We start from the raw sequence: 22,904 nt of genomic DNA on the forward strand, positions 1-22,904 counted from the left end.
CCCTATCGCCGATGAATCGGCTCCTACAAGACGGGGTGCCGCAAGACGACCACAAAAAAGCCCCGAAGATTAGTGATCTTCGGGGCTTCAATGCGTTCAATAAGTGGTGGAGCCTGGGGGGATCGAACCCCCGACCTCGTCATTGCGAACGACGCGCTCTCCCGGCTGAGCTAAGGCCCCACTAGTCAGCGATGGTAGCAGGGCTTTTTGGCCTCGCCAAGCGTCGGATCAGCGCGCTGCCACAGGCGTGGTCCCGCAGCCCGGAGAGACACTGATGTCCACCGTCATGGCGTCTGGTCCCGTCCTGCCCCAGGTTCCGTGCACCGGGACGTTATCGGGCGTCACGAACGTCATCGTGCTCGCGTCGTCCCGGTCGCCATAGAATCCATTCGAAGTGAACTCTGAGTCGGCTAAAGCATCCTGCGTGAGCAGATCGTGGATCTCCCACTGCTTGCCGTCCGAGGCGCCGTTGACCCGGAAGCCCAGGTTGCCGAAATCCTTCTGACTGCGGTCGTACGGAATGGTGACGCGCTGCTCCTGTTCGACGCAGGCAATATTGTCCGTGACTACCTGACCCTGTTGGGCGACGGTAATCCGGACGGTGACATCGGTCGCGGCGTTCGGAAGGTCGGTTGCGTACAGCGCCATGCTGGCGACCGTCATCGAGACGACCAGCAGGACCGTGGCGAGGTGGCGGCGGGACGAAGAACGGCTGGGTTTGTTCAACATCATGATGCGCTCCTGCAACGAGTGATTGCCGAGCCAGCCGCATGCGGCGGATAGCGCAGGCACGGGACGAACGGTCTTGAGCATGGCTTCCGCGTACGTGCGACGGGCGCCGGTGCGGCGAACCACGGCGTCGTCGCACGCGAGTTCCTGGTCGCGGCGGAACCGACGCCACGCGACATGCAGCAAAGGATTGAACCAGCCCAGCGCGACGAGGATCGTCGCCAGCATGTTCCAGAGCGTGTCATGGCGCCGCACGTGAACAGCCTCGTGCTGCAAGACCAGCGCTCGCTCGGCCACTCCATAGCGCGCTTCGAAATCAGCGGGCAGCACGATCGACGGCTTGAAAACACCGACCGTGGCGGGTCCGTAGGGCCATTGATCGCTCGAGACCACGCGAAACCCGTCGTGCACGGAGGCAGGGATCGCATCGCGGAGCAGATGCATGTTACGGACGTGACGCAATGTCACGACGCCGATCATCGCGAGAAACCCGCTGATCCATGCCGCGAGCAGCGTGGCGTCATGGGCAGGAGCTGGAACGTGCGGCACCGATGGCATCGCTTCGCTCAACACACGCATGCTGTGGCCGATCGAGGTGTGCATGACGACGGGGTTAAACCGGGGCGCGACGCCGATGACGAGGGCGATCGGTAGAAAAATCCAGGCCGCATAGGCGTGTCCCGGACCAAACCATGCACGTAACGGTGCGCCGATCAGCATGATGACCAGCGATGCTGCGGTGGCCCAAACCATCAACGACCACGCCTGGCCGAGCAGCTCAGCGGCGTTCATCGTCGAGCCTCTCGATCAGTCGGCGCAGCTCGGCGAGATCGCGCTTGGAAAGTTGCTGGTTCTCGGAGAAGTGCGCCACGAGTGGGGCGACCCGTCCGCCGAACAGGCGATCGAGAAGCGAACTCGATTCCTGGGTGAGGTACTGCTTCTGCGTGATGAGCGGCTCATAAAGAAAGCGCCGGCCGTCCTTCGTGGCTTGGATAGCGTCCTTCTGGACGAGTCGCGCCAGAAGCGATTTTACGGTGCTCTCCTGCCACTCCCGCTCAGGACCCACGACGCGAAGGATATCTTCGGCACTTCGTGGCGAGCCCTCCCACAACACGTTCATGATCGCCGCTTCCGCTTCGGTGATTGCCATGTCAGACCCTTCGTCTACGTCTGTAGATGATAGTATCTACACGTGTAGACGATCACGTCAAGCGCTGAGATAGCTCGTTTTCGGCAATCACCCGCCGGGTTTACCCGCGCCGCCCACTTCGACGCTCGCGGTCATTCCGGCAGCCAGGATCACGTTAGCCGGCACGGTCGCCTCGTCGATGGCGATGCGCACGGGCACGCGTTGTGCCAGCCGTACCCAGGTGAAGGTGGGATTCACGTCGGCCAGCAAGTCACTGCCTGTCGGGTTGTCTCGGTCGGTGATGCCACGCGCAACGCCCGTGATGTGGCCGCCAAAATGGACGCCTCCGCTGAGCAACCGGATGTCGACGGACTGGCCCACGCGCAAAGCCGGCAGCTTGGTTTCCTCGAAGTACCCGTACAGGTAATAGCTGTGTCGATCGACCAGCGCCACATACGGGCTTCCGGTTGCCGCGTAGTCGCCGCTGCGTACCGTCAGGTTGGTGACGTAGCCGTCGACCGGCGCGCGCACTTCGGTTCGCTCGAGGTCGAGACGACTCTGCTCCACGGCAACCTGGGCCAGGGCGACGGCCGCCTCGGCCTGCTGGCGTGCGGCGCCGGCCTCGTGACCGCTGGCCTGGGCTTCCCGCCATGCGGCCATCGCCGAGTCGGCCACCGATTTGGCGTTGTTGCGTTCCTCCTTCGGAACCACGTCGGCCAGGGCCTGGCGGCGCGTCGCCTGTTCCTGGCGCATGTCGTATTCGGTCCGGCGCGCATCGGCGCTCGCGAGTACGGCGTCGATATTGGCGCCCGCGGCACGGGCGCTCGCTTTTGCCGCGGTGAGACTCGCCTCGGCTTGTTGCATGGCGAAGCGGAAGCGTGCGGCATCGATCTCGAACAGCACATCTCCCTTTTTCACTTCCTGGTTGTCGACCACGGCGACACGGGTGACCAGGCCTGAAACGTCTGGCGCGATACGCACGACCTCGGCGCGCATGCGCGCATCGCGCGTCCACGGGGAATACATGTAGTGGTTCCACAAACCCCGACCCAGCAGCAGCGCGAGGCAGACGACGGTGGCGGTGATACCAAGGCGAAGCAGGGACTGGAGCGCGGTCTTCATAAGGTACTCAGGGGTAAAGCAGCAGGCCGATCGAGCCGAACAGGCAGAAGAACAGGGCGACGCGGAACAGGGCGGGATGCCAGACGTGGCGGTACCAGCCGTAGCGACCGATCACCGTGTCGATCACCCACTGCATAACCAGGCAGCCGAGATACACGAGCAACAAGCCGGGCACGGTCGCGCCGGCGAATTCGATTTCACGCGGCACGTTGTTGCTCCGGTGTGGTGACGATGAAAGGGGCGAGGGCGGACTCGTCGTCGCGTAGCGCGGCGCGAAGTTGCAGCAGATGGCCCAGGGGTGCCCGACAGCACGCCTGTGCACGTGGCAGCGCCTGGGTGGTCAGCATGATGGCGTGCCCGACGATTCGGCAGGCGTCCTGCCAGCGTCGGGTATCCGGCGCGTCATAGAGCCTGGCCAGCGCGTCGACGGCGCGTTGCATGATGTCCTTCAATGGCGGCGGCAGTTCGGCATGCTGCATGTCCTGGCGCAGCTCGATGACCGCGCGCACGCATTCATGGACAGCCAGGTCCCACGACAACAGGTGCCTCAGCTCGTCGCTGTCCGGCCTGGTGTGCTGGACGATCTGGTGGAGCAGGTCGCGATTGCTGCTTTCGGCGTGATAGAGCAAGCCCGCCATGGGCGACGAGGCAACGAACGTCACTTGCTGGCGTAGTTTGCGCAGCTGTCGGCGGCGCAGCCATTCCGTGCCGATGACCGTGGGGATGAGCATGAACGCGACGCCGCAGGCGACGACCCCGAACCACGAGCCGATCGCGTCGTTGAGGAACTGTTCGGGGTTGTAGACCATGGGGTTCTTCAGCGCGAGGATGCCCGCGAAGCTCATGACGTAACCGGTGCCCATGCCCGGCAAGGTCGCGTTCCGTGTCAGCAGATACGGGCCGATGAGCATCAAAGGCATGGAGGCCAGAATCAGCATCATGAAGCCGTCGCTGCCCGGCATCAGGTAGAACGCCACGACGAAGGCCCCGCTCATGCCCAGTGCGTAACCTATCGAGATGTTGATCGCGGCGGACACGGGCGAAGGGGAAGTGGCCAGCAGGCCGCAAAAGTAGGACGCCGTGAGCAGCGCACTGGGGCCGGATGCCCAGCTCGTGTTGATCCAGAAGAGGCTCAGCATCGATAGCGCAAGGAAGCCGCGTACGGTAGTGATCAAGGGTGCGACATAGTCGTTGGACCGTTTGAAGTCGACGTGCTCGATGCCATCTGGAAGGCGCCCCTGGGCTTTGCGCAGTCTCGCCTCAAGCATCGTCAGGTCGTGCAGTTCGCTGGCGAAGCGGCGGATCAGCGTAGCGCCGCTATCGAACTCCATCTGCAGGTCCGCGTCATCACGAAACGCTTCACGCAGCTCGGCGGCCAGCATCGGTAGCTCCGCCTCGCAGGCAGCCACCCGGTCAGCCAGGATTCTCGGTTCGAGGTGCTGTGACGTCGGTGCCGTGAGCGCATTGCTTACAGGGGCGTAGAGACGGATGAGCGCTTCCGCCGCGCCGGGATGGCTCTGTCGCTGCAGCCGGTCGATCAGGTGATATAGCGACTGGAACGTGGTGGCCGCGGACATGTAGCGGAGGTTGTGCAATTGCATGCGGCTGCTTCGTGCGCGTGTTTCCGGGTCTTCAAAGATGACCGATGAGCGGAGATCCTCGATCTGGACCGCCGAACGGACGAAGCGCAGGTGCGCGTGTTCCATGTGCGCACGTGGCGTCGAACCAAGCCGTGTGCCGCCGGCCATGGCCATGAATTGCTCGAAGTGCTCGCGCCTGCGTCGTTGGAGCACATCAACGAGACGATCGGGAAAGATCACGTCGCTGACGACGCCCGCCACGATGACACCCAGCAGCACCTCGCTCACGCGCATCATGGCGCCGTCGAACACGCTGGTGGGATCACTGATCGCCGGGAGCGCAACAATGGCCGCGGTGTATCCCGACAGCACGAATCCGTAGGACATGAAGTTGCGGTACTTCATCGCACCGCCCGCGCACCCGGCGACCCATAGCGACAATGCCAGCAGGAACAGTTCCCGCTGCTGCGGAAACGCTGCGATCAACAACAGGGCGCAGAGGCTTCCAGCTACATTACCGATCGCTCGATAGAAGCCTTTCGCTCGTACCATGCCGCTTTGCGGATGCATCACCAGCGCTACGGTGACCATGGCCGTCGCCGGTTGTTCCAGCTGAAGCAGCATCGCCAGCCAGGCCGCGATATAGAACGCTAGCAGGCACTTGAACACGAAGATCCAGGCCTGCCGTTCTCCCACGAGAAAGTCGGCAAGCCAGGGTTTGTTTATGGCGATCAACGCCGTCCCCCCATGAGTGATCGAAAAGCCGCGTTTCAGCTCTGGATGTGGACCAGCTGGGCGGGGCTTCCGTCGATTCCGATAAGCATCAGGTTCTTCAGGCGGTCGATCTGGCGAGGGAGATCCTCGATGTTGCTCTTGTCGGGATCGACCCGTGTGCGCGATGACGCCACCAGGCGCGTTCCATCGCAGAGCGACATGGTCAGTGCAAACGACGTGCTGGAGGCTGTACTGGCCAGGGCGGAGGCTGGCGTTTCGCAGTAGGCGTCGCCTGCAGGAGATGTATCACCGCCCGCATCCACGACCAGGCGCGCGGCAGGATGGTCGGCAGGCTCGCGCACTGGTAGAGCACGCGGGAAGGCCTGCGCGATCTGTTCGTGGGTGAGGTTCGGGAGCTGACCGCGAACTTCGACCGGCAGGGTCGGCAGCGCGTGCTCCCAGCGATAGACGGTGTCGTCGGCCGTTGTCCATCGTGCGTCGGTGGTCGCGTGGCAGCCGGCTAACAGTGTCGTCGCGAGCAGCGCACATGCAACGAGAAGGGTGGGACGTGAGAGGGGAACTGAGGTTTTCATGGAAGGGTACTGAGGCAGTTGCGATGCGACAGTGTCTGCCCCTGCTCGCGCCCGATATACCACCCCAGACGACCTTCATCCGGGCCTGCCCGTCCCCAATGCCGTACGTCGGTTACGTCTCCCAGGGCGCGCCGGATTCCCAGCGCTGGGCGAGAATATCGATGAAGGCCCGCGTTCGCGGCGCCAGGTGCTGCCTGCTCGGGTAGACCAGCCGAATGGGATCGGGCGGTGGTCGATGCACACGCAAAACTTCGACAAGCGTTCCCGCGCGCAACTCGTCGGCGAGAATATAGTTCGGCAGGAAAGTCAGGCCGAATCCTGCCAGGGCCATTTCGCGCATCACCTCGTAACTGTCGATGTCCAGGCGCGCTGGCCCTTCATAGGCATGCGGCACGTCGTCCGTGTAGAGGCGCCAGGGCCGCGGTTGTTCACCGACGGCGTACATGATCGTGTCGTGGCCGGCCAGGTCGCGTGGCGTTTGTGGGATGCCGCGCCTGGCCAGGTAATCCGGCGACGCGCATACGACGAACTGCCGCCACGCCACGGTACGCGTCAGCATCTGCGAATCTTCCTTGGGTGCGCCGATGCGTATCGCCAGGTCGAAACCATCCTCGACCAGGTCGACGAAGCGGTCGGTGAACCAGAGTTCCGCGCGAAGTGCAGGCCACTCGTTGAGATACGCATTGAGCACGGGCAGCACGTGACGCTGCCCGAACGTCGGTGGCATCAGGAACTTGAGCGTACCGGTCGGCTGGTTACGACGCAGTGCCATGGTGGCGTCGACGTCTTCCAGCTCGTCCAGGATTTGACACCAGCGCGCATAGACGACGGCACCTTCGTCGGTCAGGCTCAGCTTGCGCGTGGTGCGGTTAAGCAGGCGCAGACCCAGTTGGGTTTCCAGGCGCACGATGCTCTTGCCGACGGCAGAGCGGGTCAGTTCGAGTGAATTCGTGGCGGCGGTGATGCTTCCCGCTTTCACCACGGCGACGAAGGCCGCGATATCGCCGAATCGATGAGGTTTCACGAAGTCGCCTTGCGCTATACCAAGGCGATGTTATCAGGCTTCACGTGCGCCAAGAGCCGGATAGGGCTCCTGGCGCGACGTGTCGGAACGCTGTTACGCCTTCAGATAACGTGGAGCAGGCGTACCCGTCTGCGTGGCGGCGAACAGGGAGGCGCGGGCCGTGTCGTAGGTGGTCCACAGGCCTTCGTCGGCAACCGACGGCCAGGTGACGGTCTCGCCGTTGTCCAGGCCGGTGAGCGAAGCGTCCACCATGTCTTCGGCGCTCATGATGGACTCCTGGCGCAGCGCGGACAGCGGGATGCCGGAAACCTCTTCCGACCAGATCTCGGTGGCCGTGGAGGCGGGAAGGACCAGCTGTACCTTGACGCCGGTGTCGGCGAGCTCGGCCTGCAGGCCGCGGGTGAAGGCGAGGACATACGCCTTCGTGCCGCTGTAGACGGCGCTGATCGGCAGGGAATGCACCGCGAGCACCGAGGCTACGTTAATGATGGTGCCTTCGTTGCGCGCCACGAGCTCCGGCAACACTGCCTGCGTCAGGCGGGTGAGGGCGGTGACGTTCAGGGCCACCTGCGAATGCGCGTCGGCGACCGAAGTGTCCTTCAACGACCGGAGCCGTGCGAGGCCCGCGTTATTGACCAGCATATGTACGCTGCTGTCGCTGGCGAGGATGGCTTCCACCCTGGCGACGTCGGCATCTTTCTCGAGGTCGGCCGCCACCACGCGCACATCGACGCCATGGGCTTTGGTGAGCTGTTCGGCAAGCGTGGCGAGGCGATCCGCGCGACGCGCCACGAGGACCAGATCGTAGCCGCGAGCGGCCAGGCGCTGGGCGTAGACCGCGCCGATGCCGGAGGAAGCACCCGTGACGACGGCGGTTTTCCTGGAAGAGGACATGGTTCGATACTCCGTGCTTTAGGTTGAGGGCTCAAGTAATAAGTTGAGGGCTCAACTGTATAGTGATAAGCTCACGCCTTGTCAATGGTTCAGTGCTCAACCATCCTTACGCCATGGCGAAAACCTCCAAAAAAGCGAGTGCGCAAGCAAACATGGCCGACAAGGCGGCGGCGGACGCGAGCGCCTTCCTGGCCATGGCCTGCACGAACACGGCTTTGCGGCGGGCCGCGCGACGCCTGGGCAACCTTTACGACGACGCGCTGGCTCCGGTCGGCCTGAAGGCGACCCAGATCGGCCTGCTCGCGGACATCGAACGCCTGTCCGCCGCGGACGGCGGGCGGTCGCCCACGTTGCAGGATCTGGCGACGAAACTCGTGCTGCAGATTTCCGCAGTGACGCACGCGTTGAGGCCGCTGGTCAGGGACGGACTGATCGTACTGTCGCCAGATAAGGAGGACAGGCGTGCGAAGCGCGCCGCCCTGACTCCCGAAGGCGCGGCTCTGCTGCATCGGGCGCTCCATCTCTGGGCCGCGGCGAATCGCCAGGTTGAAGACGTGCTGGGCAGCGAATCCGCGACTGCGCTGCGGACGCTCGCCGACTATGTGTCGTCCGACGAATTTCTCGTTGCCTATGGCACTCCGAATTCGTCCTGATGGCGGCGTTGTAAATATGCTGTAAAATAAGCATGAGAATCTTCTGGGGTAGCGAAGACGCGCATGATTTCGTGCGATTTTCCGCATTAAAAAACTAATTTCGCAACGTTCGCCCGGTCATCGTTGACTGGGCTTTTTTATGCCTAGGGAAAGCGTGTGAACTTGCGTGTTCCAGCAAGTACTACGCAGCAATGACAGCAGAAATCGCACGAGCCTTCGACTATCGAAAGATAGTGTCGAGCGGGGAAGTGTGGACAACGATTCAACCCTTGTAACTCAGGAAACTCCAGTGAAAAGAAACCATCTCTCCATGGCGATCGCCGTCGTCTTTTCGATGACCGCAGCTTCGGTCTGGGCACAGGATGCAACGGGCCAGTCCGAGAATTCGGCCACCGCGCCGACCGCTCAGCGCAGCGCGTCGAGCACCTCGAACACGACGACTTCCAACGACACCCGTCGCGTGCAGCAGATGAGCGGCGTACAGGTCCAGGCGGAGAGCCTCAACCTGGGCGCCGGCCTCATGTCGGTGCAGACGGCCGCCAAGGCGGTTTCCACGATCACCCGCGAGGCCATCGTCAAGGCGTCGCCAGGCGCAAACTTCACCCAGATGATCAGTACGATCCCGGGCGTGAATGCCGCGACGGACGATGTCACCGGCCTGGCCAACGGCCACTACTCGATCCGCGGCTTCGACTCGTCGGACATCGGCATGACGCTCAACGGCGCGCCGATCACCGATTCGGGCAGCTATTCCGTTTACGCGACCGAATACGGCGATAGCGAGAACATGGGCGATATCACGGTGCTGCAGGGCATTCCGGACATCGACATGCCCGATTCCGGCGCCAGCGGCGGTCACATCGGCTGGGCGACGATCGATCCTTCGCACAAGGCTGGCGTGGACTTTACCCAGAGCCTGGGCAGCAACGATTACCGCCGCACTTTCATCCGCCTCAACACGGGCGACACCGGTCCGGTGCGTTCGTGGATCTCGTACTCGCGCAATACCGCCGACAAGTGGCGCGGCCCGGGCGACATGGAAGTGACGAAGGTTGACGGCAAGTCCGTCTGGACGATCGACGACAACAATTCGATCAGCGCTTCGCTGCAGTACAACCGCGAAAACAACATCAACTACCGTTCGCTGACCAAGGCGCAGGTGGCCCAGAACGGTTACCACTACGACTATCTCAATACCTGGATGCCGGGTAGCTCGACCGCAGCTATCAACAACAACACGTACTACTACGGCCTGCGTACCAATCCGTTCAAGAGCTACCTGGCCAGCCTCGATGGCGAGTTCAAGTTCAGCGACAGCCTGCGCCTCTCCGTCGTGCCTTACATCTGGTACGGCAATGGCGGCGGCGGCGCCGGCGCTACGGTGAGCGAGAGCCCGACGGGTGCGGACCGCTTCGGCTTCGCCAACCAGGACGTCAACAATAACGGTGTCGTCTCCGCCAACGACAAGGGCGTGGTCTATTCTTACTCGGCCGCGCTGACCTATCGTCCGGGCATCATCGCCAAGTTCAACCAGGATCTGGACCAGGACAACAGCCTCGAGTACGGCGTGTGGTATGAGCGTTCGCGGAAGAGCCAGTCGGACCTCTACGGCCTGGTGAACGGCGAGGGCACGCCGGCTTCGATCTGGGGCGACGACAGCTTCGTGACCTACCCGGGCAGCGGCCTGGGCCAGAAGGTCTACAACGAATACACCACCACCGAGATCAAGAAGGGTTTCGTCACCGACAACTGGACGCCGAATGACTTCTGGACGTTCACCGCGGGCGTGAGCTACCTGTGGACGAATCGCACGGGCTTCGCACAGGAGTACCCGGGCTCGATCGCCGGTGCCGTCACCAAGCAGCAGTTCACCACCGACGTGGACAAGAACTGGCACAAGGTGCTGCCGACCGCGGGCATCAAGTTCCAGATGGACGAGCGCAACCAGTTCTACATCGGTAGCGGCAAGACCTTCCGCGCGCCGCCGAACACGGTGCTCCTGCTCAACGCATTGGCTAGCCAGCAGGCTGCCAATGCACCGGAAACGGCGTGGAATACGGACCTTGGCTGGCGTTTCTACGGCGACGCGCTCTCGGTCAGTGCCGACGTCTACCGCAGCAACTACAACAACAAGCAGGAAAGTGCGTTCGACGACACGACGGGCTACACGTACTACACGTCGGTCAAGCGCATGCACATGCAGGGTTTCAGTTCCGAAGCCAGCTACAAGCTGAGCACGGACTGGACAGCGTACGCGTCGTACAGCTACACGCAGGCCAAGATCGTCGGCAGCATCGACGGCGGTGGCGACGGTATCTATCCGACCAATGGCAAGACCATGCCCGATACGGCGCGCAACATCGGTAACGTGAGCATCGGTTATGACGACAGCGCGCATGTGTGGGCCACGTTGACCGGTCGCATCAGCAGCTCGCTGTACGGCGACTATCTCAACACCGAGCGTGTCGGCGGCTTCGCCCAGTTCGACTTCTCCGCCGGCTATCGTTTCGGCGACTGGGATGCGTTGAAGACGCCGTATATCAAGGTCAACGTGACCAACCTGGCCGATCGCAAGGCGTTCTCGTATGTCAGCTCGGCGCAGTTCCTGGCCACCACGCAGGGTTCGCTCTATACCAGCTCGCCGACTTACGGCCTGCTGCAGCCGCGGGCGTTCATGGTGACGTTCGGGGCGTCGTTTAACTAAACCGGTTTGTGTGGGAGCCGCTTCAGCGGCGATGGGGTTCGCGGTAACCCGGCTATCGCCGATGAATCGGCTCCCACATGATGAATCGGCTCCCACATAGAGCAGGGCAGGAAGGGATCAGGCGGCGAAGCCGCCGTCGATCAGCAGGTTGGCACCGGTGATGTTGCCCGCTTCCGGGCCGGCGAGATAGGCGACGAAACTGGCGACCTCATCGGCGTGGCCGTAGCGACCCACGGCGAGCAACGGCATCAGCTGTTCCGCGAACGGACCGTCCTTCGGGTTCATGTCGGTGTCGACCGGGCCCGGCTGCACATTGTTCACCGTGATGCCGCGCGGGCCGAGATCGCGTGCGAGTCCCTTGGTCAGGCCCTGCAGGGCCGACTTGCTCATGGCATAGACCGCGCCACCCTGGCCTGGCATGCGCTCCGCGTTGGTGCTGCCGATGTGGATGATGCGGCCACCGTTATTCATGGCGCGCGCGCCGAACTTGCTGGCCACCACGGCGGCACGCACATTGATCGCGAGCGTGCTGTCCAGGTCTTCTATCGGGTAATCCTCGATGGGAGAGAACTTCGCGATACCCGCATTGTTGACGAGGATATCGAGGCCGCCGAAGGCCTCTTTCGTTTTCGCGACCGCCGCTTCGATGGCAGTGTCGCTGGCACTGTCTGCCTGGAAGGCGATGGCACGACCGCCCTTGGCGGCGATCTCGGCGACGACGGCCTCGGCAGCGGCGGCGCCGTTGACGTAGGTGAGCACAACGTTGGCGCCGCCGGCGGCGAGGCGACGGGCGATGGCAGCGCCGATGCCGCGCGAGCCACCGAGGATGAGGGCGCTCTTGCCCTGGATGGAATTGAGGTCGTTCATGGCATGACTCCGAAGTGAGATGAGGTGGACACCAACATCAATAGCGGCGAAAGGGATGCAACGGTAGGCGCGATTTCACCCATGCAGTCGATACCATCGGTTTAGAATCGTTCCATGGACACCCTCAACGGTATTGTCTGCTTCATCCGCAGCGCCGAATCCGGCAGTTTCGCCGCGGCGGGGCGCGCATTGGGCCTGACCCCGGCCGCGGTGGGAAAGAACGTCGCCCGGCTGGAGGCCTCGCTCGGCGTCCGGCTGTTTCAGCGCAGCACGCGCCGGCTGTCGCTCACGGAGGCGGGCGAGGCGTTTCGGCTGGAGGTGGTGGACAGCCTGGACAGCCTGCAAACGGCCATGTCCAACGCCACCGTGGCGCACGCGAGCCCGGTGGGTCGCCTGCGCGTCAGCATGGGCAATGCGTTTGGCCGCGACTGGATCGTGCCGATGCTGGGCGCCTTTCTTCGCGCGAACCCTCGAGTGCAGCCGGACTGGCATTTCGACAATCGCGCGGTCGACCTGATCGGCGAGGGCTTCGATGTAGCCATTGGCGGGGGCTTCGAGTTGCAGCCGGGTCTCGTGGCGCGGCGCCTGGCGCCTGCGCATCGTGTCCTGGTCGCCTCGCCCGCCTACCTTGCAGCGCGAGGGGCCCCGGGTACGCCGGCGGAGCTCGCCGGGCGGGGAGGCATTCTGCTCCGGTCGCCGCAGACCGGGCGTATTCGCAACTGGACGCTTACCGATGGCGCGGGTGGCAAGGCCTCGATCGACCTCGACACACGCATCCTGTTCGACGATCCCGACGCGGCCAATCACGCCGCGATGCAGGGACTGGGCATCGCCCTGGTGTCCGTGCCGCATGCGCTGTTGTACATCGAGCGCGGCGTGTTACGGCGCGTGCTGCCGGACTGGTGGGTGGATGGTGGCGACATTTCGATCTATTACGCGGCGCAGAAATTGCTGCCGCGGAAGACACGCGTGTTTGTCGAGCATGTGATGGCGTCATTCGAGCGGGATGCGCTGGCTGCGCGGTTTTCGGCGGAGCATCCCGCGGTGCGGTGAGCGCATTCTGTGGGAGCCGCTTCAGCGGCGATGGGGGTCACGGCAACCCGGCCATCGCCGCTGAAGCGGCTCCCACACAACACACCGACTCAGCCCGGTAGGAGGCCGGCGAGACGCTCATGAAGAACGCCGCGGCGCCAGCCTTCGAGGGCTTCGGGCCATGCGCCTGTCATCACGTATTCCTCCATCGACCGGCGCGAGCAGAGCAGGCCGGGCGGGAGGTCGAGCTGGGTGGCGAGCAGGTCGATGACGCTGCGCATTTCGTTGATGGCACGCTTGGCGTCGCCGACGGGGTGACCGACGACCGGTGCGGTGGATTCGATCTCCGCGGCTTCCAGTGGCTGCTGGAGCAGGTCGAACAGATCCTTACGCTGCGGCGCGCGCAGTGAACGGGTGCCACGCACACGCTCATCGAGATGGGCGGCATCGCGCGGCAAGCTGCTGGTGAGGTCCAGTGCCTGGGCGTCTTCGAGCAACCATGAGCGCGGCTTGTCGAGTTCGCGTGCGGTGGTCTCGCGCCAGCGCAGCACACGGCGGAGCAGGGCCTGCTTCTCCGGCGTCCATTCCGCGGCGGCCTTGAAGCTGCGCTGGGGTTGCGGGTCGCCTTCGCGCTCACTGGCCCGGCGTTTCATCCGGGCACAGTCTTCCGCGTGCCAGGCGGCACGGTCGCGCTCGACGAGGCGCTCGCTCAGGATGGCGTGCACGGGATGCAGATGGACGACATCGAGCGTGGCGTAAAGCTTCTGCGATTCGGTCAGCGGGCGTTGCAGCCAGTCGCTGCGCGTCTCGCCCTTGTCCAGTTCGGCACCGACCAGTTCGGCCACCAGTGCGCGGTAGCTGATGCCCAGGCCCATGCCGACGAAGGCTGCGGCGATCTGCGTGTCGAACAACGTGTGCGGACCCTCGGGCAGGAACGGCGACATGGCTTCGAGATCTTCGCCGGCGCTATGCATCACCGTGACCACGGGGTTGTCGGCGAACGTCGGGCGCAGCACGTCGCCGAGCGGAAACGCCACTGGGTCGATCAGGGCGTAGCGGCCGTCGTGAGCCAGCTGGAGCAGGGCCAGCTGCGGGTAAAACGTGTTGCGTCGCATGAACTCGGTGTCGAGGCCGACAACCGCTGTCGGGCCTACAGGCGCCAGCCAGGTGCTCAACTCGTCGTGGTTGTCGATCCACGGTGCGGCGGGAGCGAGGTCGCTCGATGTCATTCCTGCTTCCTTGTGCATACATGGAACGCGCGCGACGTTCGTGTTGCCCTGCCGCACGCGATTCTCTAAGGTGGCAGCGCACGATAGCAGGCCCGCACGGAACAGCCCACCATGCCGAACACCGAGACCGTCCGCCGACAGCGCGCCATTGGCGGCTCCCTGGGTGTCGCTGTGCTCGGTTTTGCCTTGTTCTATCACTTCTTTCCGCAACTTCTGCATGTGGAACCGGGCCAGAATACGCCGCGCACGCCGATGCGCGGGCAGCCCACGACGATGGGTTTCGACCAGCGCCCGCAGGCCGCGCCAGGGGCTATCGTGTCTGAAATCGATGCCGGTCCGCCGATCATGCTCGCGCCGTCATCGGTGATCGCCGCGCGCCGCCGCGAGAAAACCAATGAAATCGAGCTGCCGGCGCAGAAGACGCCGGACTCTCCCGAGTTGAGTGCTTTGCTCGACCGGGCGGACAAGGCCCTGCAGGCGGATCGCCTGGTCGGTGGCAAGGACAGTGCGGCGGTGATGTTCTCCGCGGTGCTCAAGGAAAAAGCCGATAGCCAGCGCGCGCTGGGTGGCATGGACGAGGTGCGTGGGCGCCTTGCCGCGGAAATCGAGCAGGACATCGCCCTGGGCGATGCCGATGCCGCGCGCGACGGCCTCGCGGCGCTCAAGGCATTGCCGTCCAGTGCCGCCGAGGCCGCTCCCTTGCAGCAGAAGCTGGCTACCCTCGACAAGGTGCGACCCATGCTCGGCAAGGCGGCCAGCCAGCTGCAGGAAGGCAAGGCCGAGCAACCGCGCGGGGACAGCGCGCTCGACACGTATCGGGCGGTGCTCCAGCTCGACCCGGATAACGCCGTGGCGGAGCAGGGCGTGATCCAGGTCCAGCGTGCCGTGCTCGACAAGGCGCTCGCGGCCGTCGCCCAGAACGATTTCGCGGCCGCTGACGCCGCGCTGGCGGAGGCGGCCACCATCCTCCCCGAATCGCAGGGGCTGCAGGACACCCGCGGCCGCATCGAGGGCATGCGTCGGCAGAGCGGTTCGGCAATGCTTGCCCAGGCGCGCTCCGCGCTGGACGCCGGCAATATTGAACTGGCCCAGCAGCTGGCGACCAAGGCACAGCAGATCAGTCCGGATCTGGCCGGCATCGACGACTTCAACGAACGGGTGACCAATGCCCGTCTCTACGCGAGCTACAAGCCTGGCCAGGTGTTCGCCGATCGTTTCGTCGACTCGACCGGGCAGGCCCCACCGCTCGTCGTCCTGCCGACCGGGCACTTCATGATGGGCTCCCCGGATGGCGAGCGCGGCCATGACGCCAACGAGGCGCCCGCGCATGAGGTCCAGGTCGACAAAGGTGTCGGCATGGGACGCAGCGCCGTAACGATCGGGCAGTTCCGTGATTTCGTGCGCGCGAGCGGCTATGTGCCGCAGTCGCAGTCCATGGGCGGCGGCAGCGTCTACGACGAGCAGAGCGGTGGCCTGCGTGACGATGCCTCGGCCACGTGGCAGGACGACTACGCCGGCAAGCCGGGCCAGGAGCGCCTGCCGGTGATCAACGTGTCCTGGAATGACGCCAAGGCCTATGCGGACTGGCTGTCGCAACGCACGGGCAAGAAGTACCGCCTCGCCAGCGAGGCGGAATTCGAGTACGCGCTGCGCGCCGGCAGCACCAGCCGCTACTGGTGGGGTGATGAGAATCCCACCTCGCGCGTGGAGAACCTGACCGGCGGTAACGACCGCTCCGGTTCCGGCCGGCGCTGGAGCAACGCGTTCGGCGGTTACAAGGACGGCTATTGGGGGCCCGCGCCGGTAATGAGTTTCACGGCGAACCCATTCGGCCTTTACGACATGGGCGGCAATGTTTCCGAATGGGTCGGCGACTGCTGGCACGACAACTACATCCGCGCGCCGCGCACGGCGGAAGCGTGGGTCAACCCGGGTTGTTCCCGTCGCGTCGTTCGTGGCGGTTCCTGGGGCAGTGCGCCGGACATGGTCCGTTCCGCCTATCGCCAGGGAGCGGATGCCGACCTGCGAAGTGCGCGCGTCGGATTCCGTGTCGTTCGCGAGCTGTGATGCCAGCCTTGAAGGTTTGCCGAAACCGCGCCACGTAACGCTTGACGCCGACCCGTTACTGGTTACAAATGCGGCTTAGCCCGTCCGACGTCATGAGGTTCGCGCGTGTCCACCTCCATCATCGTTGGCTATCGCCCCTTTCCGGGCCGGACCGATCTTGTCGTTTCGATCCTGCTGGAAATCTACGAGGCCATGCAGCGCGCGGGCCTGATCACGGCGCGACGACCCTGGATCATGCGAAGCGGAGACGGTGACGTGGTCGCCGCATTCGACATGACCGATGAGTACTCGTTCGCGGCGTCGGAGAAGTTGCGCGACGTGAGCGTGCTGCGGGCCCGTCTGATGGGCGTCGCCGAGCGGCTTCCCCTGGCAAACCTGCCCGAAAGCGGCCAGCCCTACGCGGAGTTCGAGACGACCACTGAGTATCCGGCGCCGGCGGCAAGCGCGGCGCGCTGAGCGTCAATCCCCGCCGAGGGGCAATCGCAAGGTAAAGCAGGTGCCGTCTTCCGTGCTGGAGCAGACGGTGAGCGTGCCGCCATGCGCACGTGCGATTTCCGAGGCGATATACAGGCCCAGCCCAAGGCCGGGCCGCGGTGTCGCGCTTTCCGGTCGATAGAACGGTTGAAACAGCATGACCTGCGTTGCCTGATCGATCGGTGTGCCGAAGTTGGTTACGGCGAGGACCACGCTATTGTCCTCGAGGCGCCCGTCGACGCGGATGGCGCGTCGCCTGTCGCCATGGACGATGGCGTTGTTGAGCAGGTTGGCGAGTAACTGCTGAAGGCGCACGGGATCGAAGCGGAGTTCGCCTGGAACATCCACGTCGCTGACGATCGTGGCGGTCGGGTGCGCCGCGGACACTTCGGTTACCACCCGGCCGATCACCGCGGCCAGGTCACCCTGATCGAGCCGGGCGACGGGAATGCCCGAGGCAAGGCGCGCCCGGGCAAAATCCATGATGTCGTCGATCAGGTCGGCCATGCGCTTGGTGCTGGCGGTAATGACTTTCGCCAGGCGGCCCGCACGTGGCGGCAGTTCCATGTCGGATAGCGTTTCGGCCGCCATGCCCGCCGCCTGCAAAGGGCTGCGCAGGTCATGGCCAACCACGGCGAGGAACTGCTCGCGCAACACGCCTTCGTCCATGGACGTGCGCAGTGCGCGTTCGGCGTATTCGACCCGCCCTTCGAGCGCCATCTGCGAGGCGATGAGTTCGCCGTAAAGAATCATCGCCGAGGCCAGCTGCTCCTCGTCCACGACCGATGGCCGCGAATCGATCGCGCACAGCGTGCCGAAGAAGTCTCCCTCAACGGTGTAGATCGGTACCGACGCGTAAGACTCGAGTCCGTAGTACTTCGGCGTGTGATGCTGTGAATAGACCGCATGCGCGCTCGCGTGTCCGAACACGACCGGCTGGCGGTGCGAGCGGATGTCGTTGCAGATGGTGGTCTCGAGGACCAGGTCCTCGCCTGGCTTCAGGCCGAATCCCAGGTCGTCCCGCACGGCGCAGGCCGTCCAGCGGTTTTCGGTGACCCGGGCGACGGCCGCGAAGCGCATGCCGGTGGCCCGCACCACGGCGTCGAGAATGCGCGGTACGACCGACAGGCGGGAAATCGCCTCCACCGACGCCTCGATATCCGTTTGCAGCATCTGCCTAGCGTGACTCATAAGCCCCATCTTAGCGAGTTGATCGGTGCTATGCTTTTATGGACTTTTCGATCCAGAAGTGGTGAGGCATGGCGCGTCCACGCGAATTCGACCGGGATACCGCACTCCAGCGTGCGATCGAGACGTTCGCGGCGCACGGCTTCGAGGGGACATCCACCCCCATGTTGCTGGAGGCGATGAAGATCGGTCGACAGAGCCTTTATGACACGTTCGGCGACAAACGGAGCCTGTATCTCGAGGCACTGCGGCGCTATTCGGAAGAGAGCACCGGGGCAACGCTGTCGGCCATGTTCGCCAGCGACAGGGTGCTCCAGGGCATCGAGCACGCCTTGCTGGGATTCGTCGATGACGCGCTATCCGGGGCGGCCCCGGCCTGCCTGGGCATCCATGCGATCACTGAGTTCGGCACGTCCCAGCCTGACGTTCGCGCCGTGACGGATGCCGTCGGGCACCGCACCTTGCTGGCGTTCGAGAGTCGCCTTCGCGATGGCATCGAGCGGGGGGAGCTGGCAGCGGATCTCGACGCGAGCGCTGGCGCGCAGTTCCTGCTGGCGACGCTGTCGGGGCTGAAGGTGGCTGCTCGCGGTGGCGCGTCCCAGGCGGCTCTGCACGGGATCGTCGGCGTAGCCCTGCGGGCGCTGTCGCCTTAAGAGCGCTTCATTGTGGAACGAACGATCAGTAATAGGTATGCTTGCCTCTTACTTGACCAATCAATCCATAACTGGAGAATCCATGAACGCACAACCCCTCGAAGGAAAGACCGCATTCTTCACCGGCGGCTCCCGCGGCATCGGCGCCGCCATCGTCCGTCGACTCGCCTTGCAGGGTGCTTCGGTGACCTTCACTTACGCGGCAGCCGCCGACGCGGCTGAAGCCCTCGTCGGTGATGTATTGGCTGCGGGTGGCCTTGCTCACGCCGTTCGGGCCGACAGTGCCAATGCGCAAGCCCTCGCGGCAGCCATCGATGCAGCCGCTGCGGCGCACGGTCGTCTCGATATCCTCGTCAACAACGCAGGCGTGATCACCCACGGACCCATCGATGACCTTCCCGTCGAAGAGTTCGATCGGGTATTCGCCATCAATGTGCGCGCCGTCTACGCGGGAACACGCGCCGCGGTGAAGCACATGGGTGAGGGCGGGAGCGTGATCACGGTGGGCAGTATCGTCGCCGACCGCAGCGGCTTTCCGGGCACGGCGATCTACAGCGCGTCGAAAGGTGCGATCAAGTCGATGACGCGCGGCTTCGCACGTGACCTCGGCCCGCGCGGCATCACCGTCAACAACGTGCAGCCCGGCCCGATCGCCACCGACATGAATCCGGCCTACGTCAAGGACCTGGTACTACCGCTGATCCCGCTGGGCCGGATGGGGCAGGCGGACGAGGTTGCCGCGATGGTGGCGTATCTCGCCGGGCCTGAGGCTCGTTTCACGACGGGCGCCAGCCTCACGGTCGATGGCGGTTTCATGTCCTGATCGGCCGCGTCGTCAGTGCATCTTCGCCTGTGGTTCACGGCTTTGGCCCGACGCTGCGGCGAAACCCGGCAGGCGACGCTCATGAGCAAGAAAGAAGGACAGAGTCTCTTCACCCGGATGGCGATGGCCGTGGCCAAGGCCGCGGGTAAGCCGGCGACCTTCATGGTCGCCGTGCTTGTCGTGATCGTCTGGGCCGCCAGCGGTCCGCTGTTCGGTTTCGGCGACACCTGGCAGTTGGTCATCAACACGGGCACCACGATCGTCACGTTCCTGATGGTGTTCCTGATCCAGAACACCCAGAACCGCGACACCGAGGCCATGCAGATCAAGCTGGACGAGTTGATCCACGCGATCAAGGAAGCGAACAACGCGCTTCTGGATCTGGAGGAGCTGGACGAAAAGGAGCTCGACAGCATCCGGAAGACGTACTTGCAGCATGCTGCCGATGCGCGGAAGGCATCCAGTCCAGCCAGGAAGAGCTGAAGCATTGCCACGCTGAGGGGCGCGAGGAGCCGTTAGCGGCCACCCACTGCGTCGACGACGGCCGCGGCGTCATTGTGGCCAAGCAGTCGAAGGACCAGGGCGAACATTGAAGTAGAGACGCCGAGCAGGGCAGCAAGTCCTGCACATGCCCACAGGGTCAGCTGGAGCTTCGTGGGGAAGCGATCAAGTTTTTCCGATATGGCGCCCAACGTCACGTCGATGGAGCTGATTCGCTCTTGAATCGTGCGTACGTCTGTGCGGACCTCGTCCAGGTCTCTGCGTACGAACTTCATCTCGGTTTCGAGTGCTGTCACGCGCACTTCCATCAGGACATTCGCGTCCATGGGTGACTCCTCAGGGCCGGCTGTCCGACGCGACCGCAGGGGGCGCCTGAGCAGGAAAAGGCTGCGCATAGATCACAAAAGGCACCGATTGCATGGAAGGCATGGGGTTCGAGGGCTTCAGGAAGCTCCAGATAGTGCCGGCCGTAGCGAGAGCTCCGAACACGATAATCACGATCCATTTTGTCTGCGCAGAGAACATCTGGTGGATATCGGCGCGCATTTTTTCCATGTCGGTGCGAATCTCCGACAGCCCTGTTTTCAGGTCGGCGCGCATATCCGTGACAGCCGTGGCAACCCGGGCCTCTGTTGCCTCGAGGCGGGCGTGCACTTCTTCGCGATTGATCTCTGTCATGGCGGCTTCGACCGGGCTGCTCTGCGTTTGTCAGGCCGACATCGTACGTCGCCCTTGCAGAAGTATCTGTAGGCGAGCGGACGACGAAAGCGACAGGCATTGCGACGACTGCGTTCCGGGCACATTACGGAGTACGGCGAGAGCAACAAAAAACCCGCCGGAGAGGCGGGTTTTTTGAGAACAATCGAAGGGCATGCGCGCTACCCCGGTTGTTCGTATCTGGTGCCGAAAGAGGGACTCGAACCCTCACTGTATCACTACAAACGGATTTTGAGTCCGCCGCGTCTACCGGTTCCGCCATTTCGGCATGGGGCCACGCATTATGCGGGAATCAGTGGATCTGGTCGAGACCCAGCTGGCGTTCCGTGCGCTCGTACCAGTCGTCGCCCTCGGGCTTGAACACCGCGCACTGCGTCATGCGGCCGGAATAGATGTGCAGGCTGACCGCTACGGCATCTTCGCTGGGATTGCGGATGGTGTGGTACTCGTGCGGCGGGATGAGGCTGCCAGCGGAGCCGGGGCCAGCCTGGATCGAGCCGACGGGGCGGAAGTGGTAGCGCTGGGCTTCGTGTTCGCCCAGTTCGTACTGGACGATCTCGAGCGAGCCGGCCCAGACGCCTTCGACGCACCACATGCCGCTGTGATCGTGGATGAGGGTGCCCTGGCCGGGGCCCCAGGTCATGGCGACGACGCTATAGCCGTGGTCATCGCTGCGGTAGAGCTCGCGGCGGGCGTAGTGGTCGCCGGCCATTTCGTACACGCACGCGGGAAGTTTGACTTCCTCGGACCGGATCAGTCGACACAGCGCGTTGCGCAGGGCGTCGGTGATCGCCGGGGTACTCGCCTGGGACACCGAGGCATCGATGGCATCGATGAGTTTGCGGCTGCCCGGGAAGTCGACCGTGATCATGGCTGGAACCTCTGTCTGGCGGTGGCGCGGGGACGCCGGTAAGGCCCGATAATAGCAAATGCCGGGTCATGCTCTTGTGGGAGCCGATTCATCGGCGATGTGGGAGCCGATGAATCGGCGATCCCGCGGCAGCGGGCCGGGTTTTGGCCAGCACCCATCGCCGCTGAAGCGGCTCCCACAAGGAGCGCGGCTCCCACAAGGAGCGCGTCTCCCACAGCGACGGGACGTCAGATGGAGCGCAGGAAACCGCCTATGGCCCGGCTGTAGTTTTCGATGTCGACCAGGAAGGCGTCGTGGCCTTGCGGGGAATCCAGCGCCACGAACTCGACCTTCGCGCCGGCTGCTTCCAGGCCCTTGGCGATGGTTTCCTGCTGTTCCAGCGGGAACAGGATGTCGGTGCTGACGCCGATGACCATGGCGCGTTCGACCTGGATCCGGCCGAGGCCACGCGTGACATCGCCCTCGCCGTATTCGGAGATGTCGAACCAGTCGCTGGCGCGGGAAAGGTACAGGTAGCTGTTCGGGTCGAACTGGCGATTGAAACGCCGCGCATGGCCTTCGAGGTAGGACTCCACCTGGAACTCGAAACCGAACGGCGCGTTCTCCTCACGCTCGTCCGCGTCCAGGCGGATGCGGGCGAAGCGGCCATTCCATTCCATCGCGGAGCGGTACGTGATGACGCCGAGCTTGCGCGCGATGCTCATGCCGTGTTCCGGCCAGTGCTCGTTGTCGTAGCGCCCTTGATTCCAGTGCGGGTCGAGGCGGATCGCCTCGCGCTGCAGCGAGCGAATGGCGATAGCGAACGGCTGCGCCTGCGGCGCCGTATCGACGCTCAGGTGGGTGCGCGCCGAGCCCGGGTGCAGGAGCATGTAGGCAAGCGCGCTCATGCCGCCCATGGAGCAGCCGACAAGGCAGGCCAGTTCGGTGATGCCGAGTCCGCTCACGGCTTCGTGCGCGGCGTTGGCGACGTCTTCCAGCGAGAGTTCGGGAAAGCTGAGGCGATAAGCCTCGCCTGTAGCCGGATCGATCGACGCGGGGCATGTGGAGCCTTTATCGCTGCCGAGCGAGTTCACGCAGATGACAAAATGGCGGTCGGTGTCGAAGGCCTTGCCGGGGCCGATCATGTCGTCCCACCAGCCCGGCGTCGGATCCTCGGCGTTGGCGGCGGCGTGCGCGCTCGGCGAAAGGCCGGTGAGGATCAGCACCGCGTTGCCGCGCTCGCTGTCCAGCGTGCCCCAGGTTTCGTATGCGACGCGTGCGCCATGCAGTTCGCCGCCGCGTTTCATGCGGAACGGGGAAGAAAGCGGGTGGTAACGGCGTGCGTCGCCCATGAGAATTTC

23 protein-coding genes and 2 tRNA genes are annotated in these 22,904 nt (G+C 64.1%); 8 read left to right on the forward strand and 17 right to left on the reverse strand.

The features are described 5' to 3' along the window. Window positions 1–104: 104 nt before the first annotated feature. From C8J98_RS16085 to C8J98_RS16125, 9 genes are all read right to left on the reverse strand, one after another. Window positions 105–180 (reverse strand) — tRNA-Ala (locus C8J98_RS16085). 48 nt (window positions 181–228) lie between these two features. Beyond that, on the reverse strand, window positions 229–1,521 hold the full coding sequence (locus C8J98_RS16090; RefSeq protein WP_107914200.1) for a M56 family metallopeptidase: 1,293 nt from the start codon (window positions 1,519–1,521) through the stop codon (window positions 229–231). Continuing rightward, window positions 1,508–1,879, reverse strand: coding sequence for a BlaI/MecI/CopY family transcriptional regulator (locus tag C8J98_RS16095; protein WP_107914201.1), 372 nt, complete (start codon window positions 1,877–1,879; stop codon window positions 1,508–1,510). The genes C8J98_RS16090 and C8J98_RS16095 overlap by 14 nt, the downstream gene beginning before the upstream one ends. Window positions 1,880–1,966: 87 nt before the next feature. Further along, on the reverse strand, window positions 1,967–2,980 hold the full coding sequence (locus C8J98_RS16100) for an HlyD family secretion protein (protein ID WP_107914202.1): 1,014 nt from the start codon (window positions 2,978–2,980) through the stop codon (window positions 1,967–1,969). Window positions 2,981–2,987: 7 nt separating this feature from the next. Continuing rightward, window positions 2,988–3,188, reverse strand: coding sequence for a DUF1656 domain-containing protein (locus C8J98_RS16105; protein ID WP_107914203.1), 201 nt, complete (start codon window positions 3,186–3,188; stop codon window positions 2,988–2,990). Further along, entirely contained in the window at window positions 3,178–5,295 is a 2,118-nt protein-coding gene (locus C8J98_RS16110) for an FUSC family protein (RefSeq protein ID WP_233260254.1), read from the reverse strand. Before C8J98_RS16110 ends, C8J98_RS16105 begins: the two co-directional genes overlap by 11 nt. A 35-nt stretch (window positions 5,296–5,330) precedes the next feature. Continuing rightward, the gene (locus C8J98_RS16115) at window positions 5,331–5,867 is read right to left on the reverse strand and encodes a hypothetical protein (protein WP_107914205.1); all 537 of its coding nucleotides are present in this window, start codon (window positions 5,865–5,867) and stop codon (window positions 5,331–5,333) included. Between the two features lie 112 nt (window positions 5,868–5,979). Then, on the reverse strand, window positions 5,980–6,891 hold the full coding sequence (locus tag C8J98_RS16120; RefSeq protein WP_107914206.1) for a LysR family transcriptional regulator: 912 nt from the start codon (window positions 6,889–6,891) through the stop codon (window positions 5,980–5,982). Between the two features lie 93 nt (window positions 6,892–6,984). Further along, window positions 6,985–7,785: an SDR family oxidoreductase gene (locus tag C8J98_RS16125; RefSeq protein WP_107914207.1), complete on the reverse strand. Its 801-nt coding sequence runs from the start codon at window positions 7,783–7,785 to the stop codon at window positions 6,985–6,987. A gap of 152 nt (window positions 7,786–7,937) precedes the next feature. On the opposite strand from C8J98_RS16125, the gene C8J98_RS16130 reads away from it, so the two are divergent. Together C8J98_RS16130 and C8J98_RS16135 are read left to right on the forward strand one after the other, a co-directional pair. Next, window positions 7,938–8,438 (forward strand): MarR family transcriptional regulator, encoded by a 501-nt coding sequence (locus C8J98_RS16130; protein ID WP_107914208.1) that lies wholly within the window; start codon window positions 7,938–7,940, stop codon window positions 8,436–8,438. Window positions 8,439–8,727: 289 nt separating this feature from the next. Continuing rightward, complete coding sequence (locus tag C8J98_RS16135) at window positions 8,728–11,142, forward strand: TonB-dependent receptor (RefSeq protein WP_107914209.1); 2,415 nt, start codon at window positions 8,728–8,730, stop codon at window positions 11,140–11,142. Window positions 11,143–11,259: 117 nt separating this feature from the next. Here the strand turns inward: C8J98_RS16135 and C8J98_RS16140 are convergent, their stop codons facing one another. Further along, a complete protein-coding gene (locus tag C8J98_RS16140) occupies window positions 11,260–12,009 on the reverse strand; it encodes a 3-oxoacyl-ACP reductase family protein (RefSeq protein ID WP_107914210.1) in 750 nt (249 codons plus the stop codon). A gap of 114 nt (window positions 12,010–12,123) precedes the next feature. Between C8J98_RS16140 and C8J98_RS16145 the strand changes: the two genes are divergently transcribed. After that, window positions 12,124–13,062, forward strand: a complete 939-nt coding sequence (locus C8J98_RS16145; protein ID WP_107914211.1) for a LysR family transcriptional regulator — start codon at window positions 12,124–12,126, stop codon at window positions 13,060–13,062. A gap of 89 nt (window positions 13,063–13,151) precedes the next feature. Here C8J98_RS16145 and rnd read toward each other — a convergent pair whose 3' ends face one another. Further along, entirely contained in the window at window positions 13,152–14,270 is a 1,119-nt protein-coding gene (gene rnd, locus C8J98_RS16150) for a ribonuclease D (protein ID WP_107914212.1), read from the reverse strand. A gap of 111 nt (window positions 14,271–14,381) precedes the next feature. On the opposite strand from rnd, the gene C8J98_RS16155 reads away from it, so the two are divergent. Beyond that, entirely contained in the window at window positions 14,382–16,337 is a 1,956-nt protein-coding gene (locus C8J98_RS16155) for a formylglycine-generating enzyme family protein (RefSeq protein ID WP_107914213.1), read from the forward strand. A 105-nt stretch (window positions 16,338–16,442) separates the two neighbouring features. After that, window positions 16,443–16,793: a hypothetical protein gene (locus C8J98_RS16160; RefSeq protein WP_107914214.1), complete on the forward strand. Its 351-nt coding sequence runs from the start codon at window positions 16,443–16,445 to the stop codon at window positions 16,791–16,793. Between the two features lie 3 nt (window positions 16,794–16,796). On the opposite strand, the gene C8J98_RS16165 is transcribed toward C8J98_RS16160, so the two are convergent. Continuing rightward, window positions 16,797–18,002: a GAF domain-containing sensor histidine kinase gene (locus C8J98_RS16165; RefSeq protein ID WP_199229938.1), complete on the reverse strand. Its 1,206-nt coding sequence runs from the start codon at window positions 18,000–18,002 to the stop codon at window positions 16,797–16,799. A gap of 68 nt (window positions 18,003–18,070) precedes the next feature. On the opposite strand from C8J98_RS16165, the gene C8J98_RS16170 reads away from it, so the two are divergent. The 3 genes from C8J98_RS16170 (at window position 18,071) to C8J98_RS16180 (ending at window position 19,958) form a co-directional block, all read left to right on the forward strand. Further along, the gene (locus C8J98_RS16170; protein ID WP_107914216.1) at window positions 18,071–18,652 is read left to right on the forward strand and encodes a TetR/AcrR family transcriptional regulator; all 582 of its coding nucleotides are present in this window, start codon (window positions 18,071–18,073) and stop codon (window positions 18,650–18,652) included. Window positions 18,653–18,734: 82 nt separating this feature from the next. Beyond that, window positions 18,735–19,475, forward strand: a complete 741-nt coding sequence (locus tag C8J98_RS16175; RefSeq protein ID WP_107914217.1) for an SDR family oxidoreductase — start codon at window positions 18,735–18,737, stop codon at window positions 19,473–19,475. An 81-nt stretch (window positions 19,476–19,556) separates the two neighbouring features. Continuing rightward, window positions 19,557–19,958, forward strand: a complete 402-nt coding sequence (locus tag C8J98_RS16180; RefSeq protein WP_107914218.1) for a low affinity iron permease family protein — start codon at window positions 19,557–19,559, stop codon at window positions 19,956–19,958. A 32-nt stretch (window positions 19,959–19,990) separates the two neighbouring features. Here C8J98_RS16180 and C8J98_RS16185 read toward each other — a convergent pair whose 3' ends face one another. The 5 genes from C8J98_RS16185 to C8J98_RS16205 form a co-directional block, all read right to left on the reverse strand. Then, window positions 19,991–20,302, reverse strand: coding sequence for a hypothetical protein (locus tag C8J98_RS16185; protein WP_107914219.1), 312 nt, complete (start codon window positions 20,300–20,302; stop codon window positions 19,991–19,993). Window positions 20,303–20,312: 10 nt separating this feature from the next. Then, a complete protein-coding gene (locus C8J98_RS16190) occupies window positions 20,313–20,654 on the reverse strand; it encodes a hypothetical protein (RefSeq protein WP_107914220.1) in 342 nt (113 codons plus the stop codon). 220 nt (window positions 20,655–20,874) lie between these two features. Continuing rightward, a tRNA-Leu gene (locus C8J98_RS16195) sits at window positions 20,875–20,961 on the reverse strand. 24 nt (window positions 20,962–20,985) lie between these two features. Next, window positions 20,986–21,564 carry a cysteine dioxygenase family protein gene (locus C8J98_RS16200; RefSeq protein WP_107914221.1) on the reverse strand — a complete coding sequence of 193 codons (579 nt, stop codon included), beginning with the start codon at window positions 21,562–21,564 and terminating at the stop codon, window positions 20,986–20,988. A gap of 227 nt (window positions 21,565–21,791) precedes the next feature. Further along, entirely contained in the window at window positions 21,792–22,895 is a 1,104-nt protein-coding gene (locus C8J98_RS16205) for a homoserine O-acetyltransferase (RefSeq protein WP_107914222.1), read from the reverse strand. Window positions 22,896–22,904: the final 9 nt, after the last annotated feature.

Source organism: Luteibacter sp. OK325, assembly GCF_003050935.1.
Classification (GTDB): Bacteria; Pseudomonadota; Gammaproteobacteria; order Xanthomonadales; family Rhodanobacteraceae; genus Luteibacter.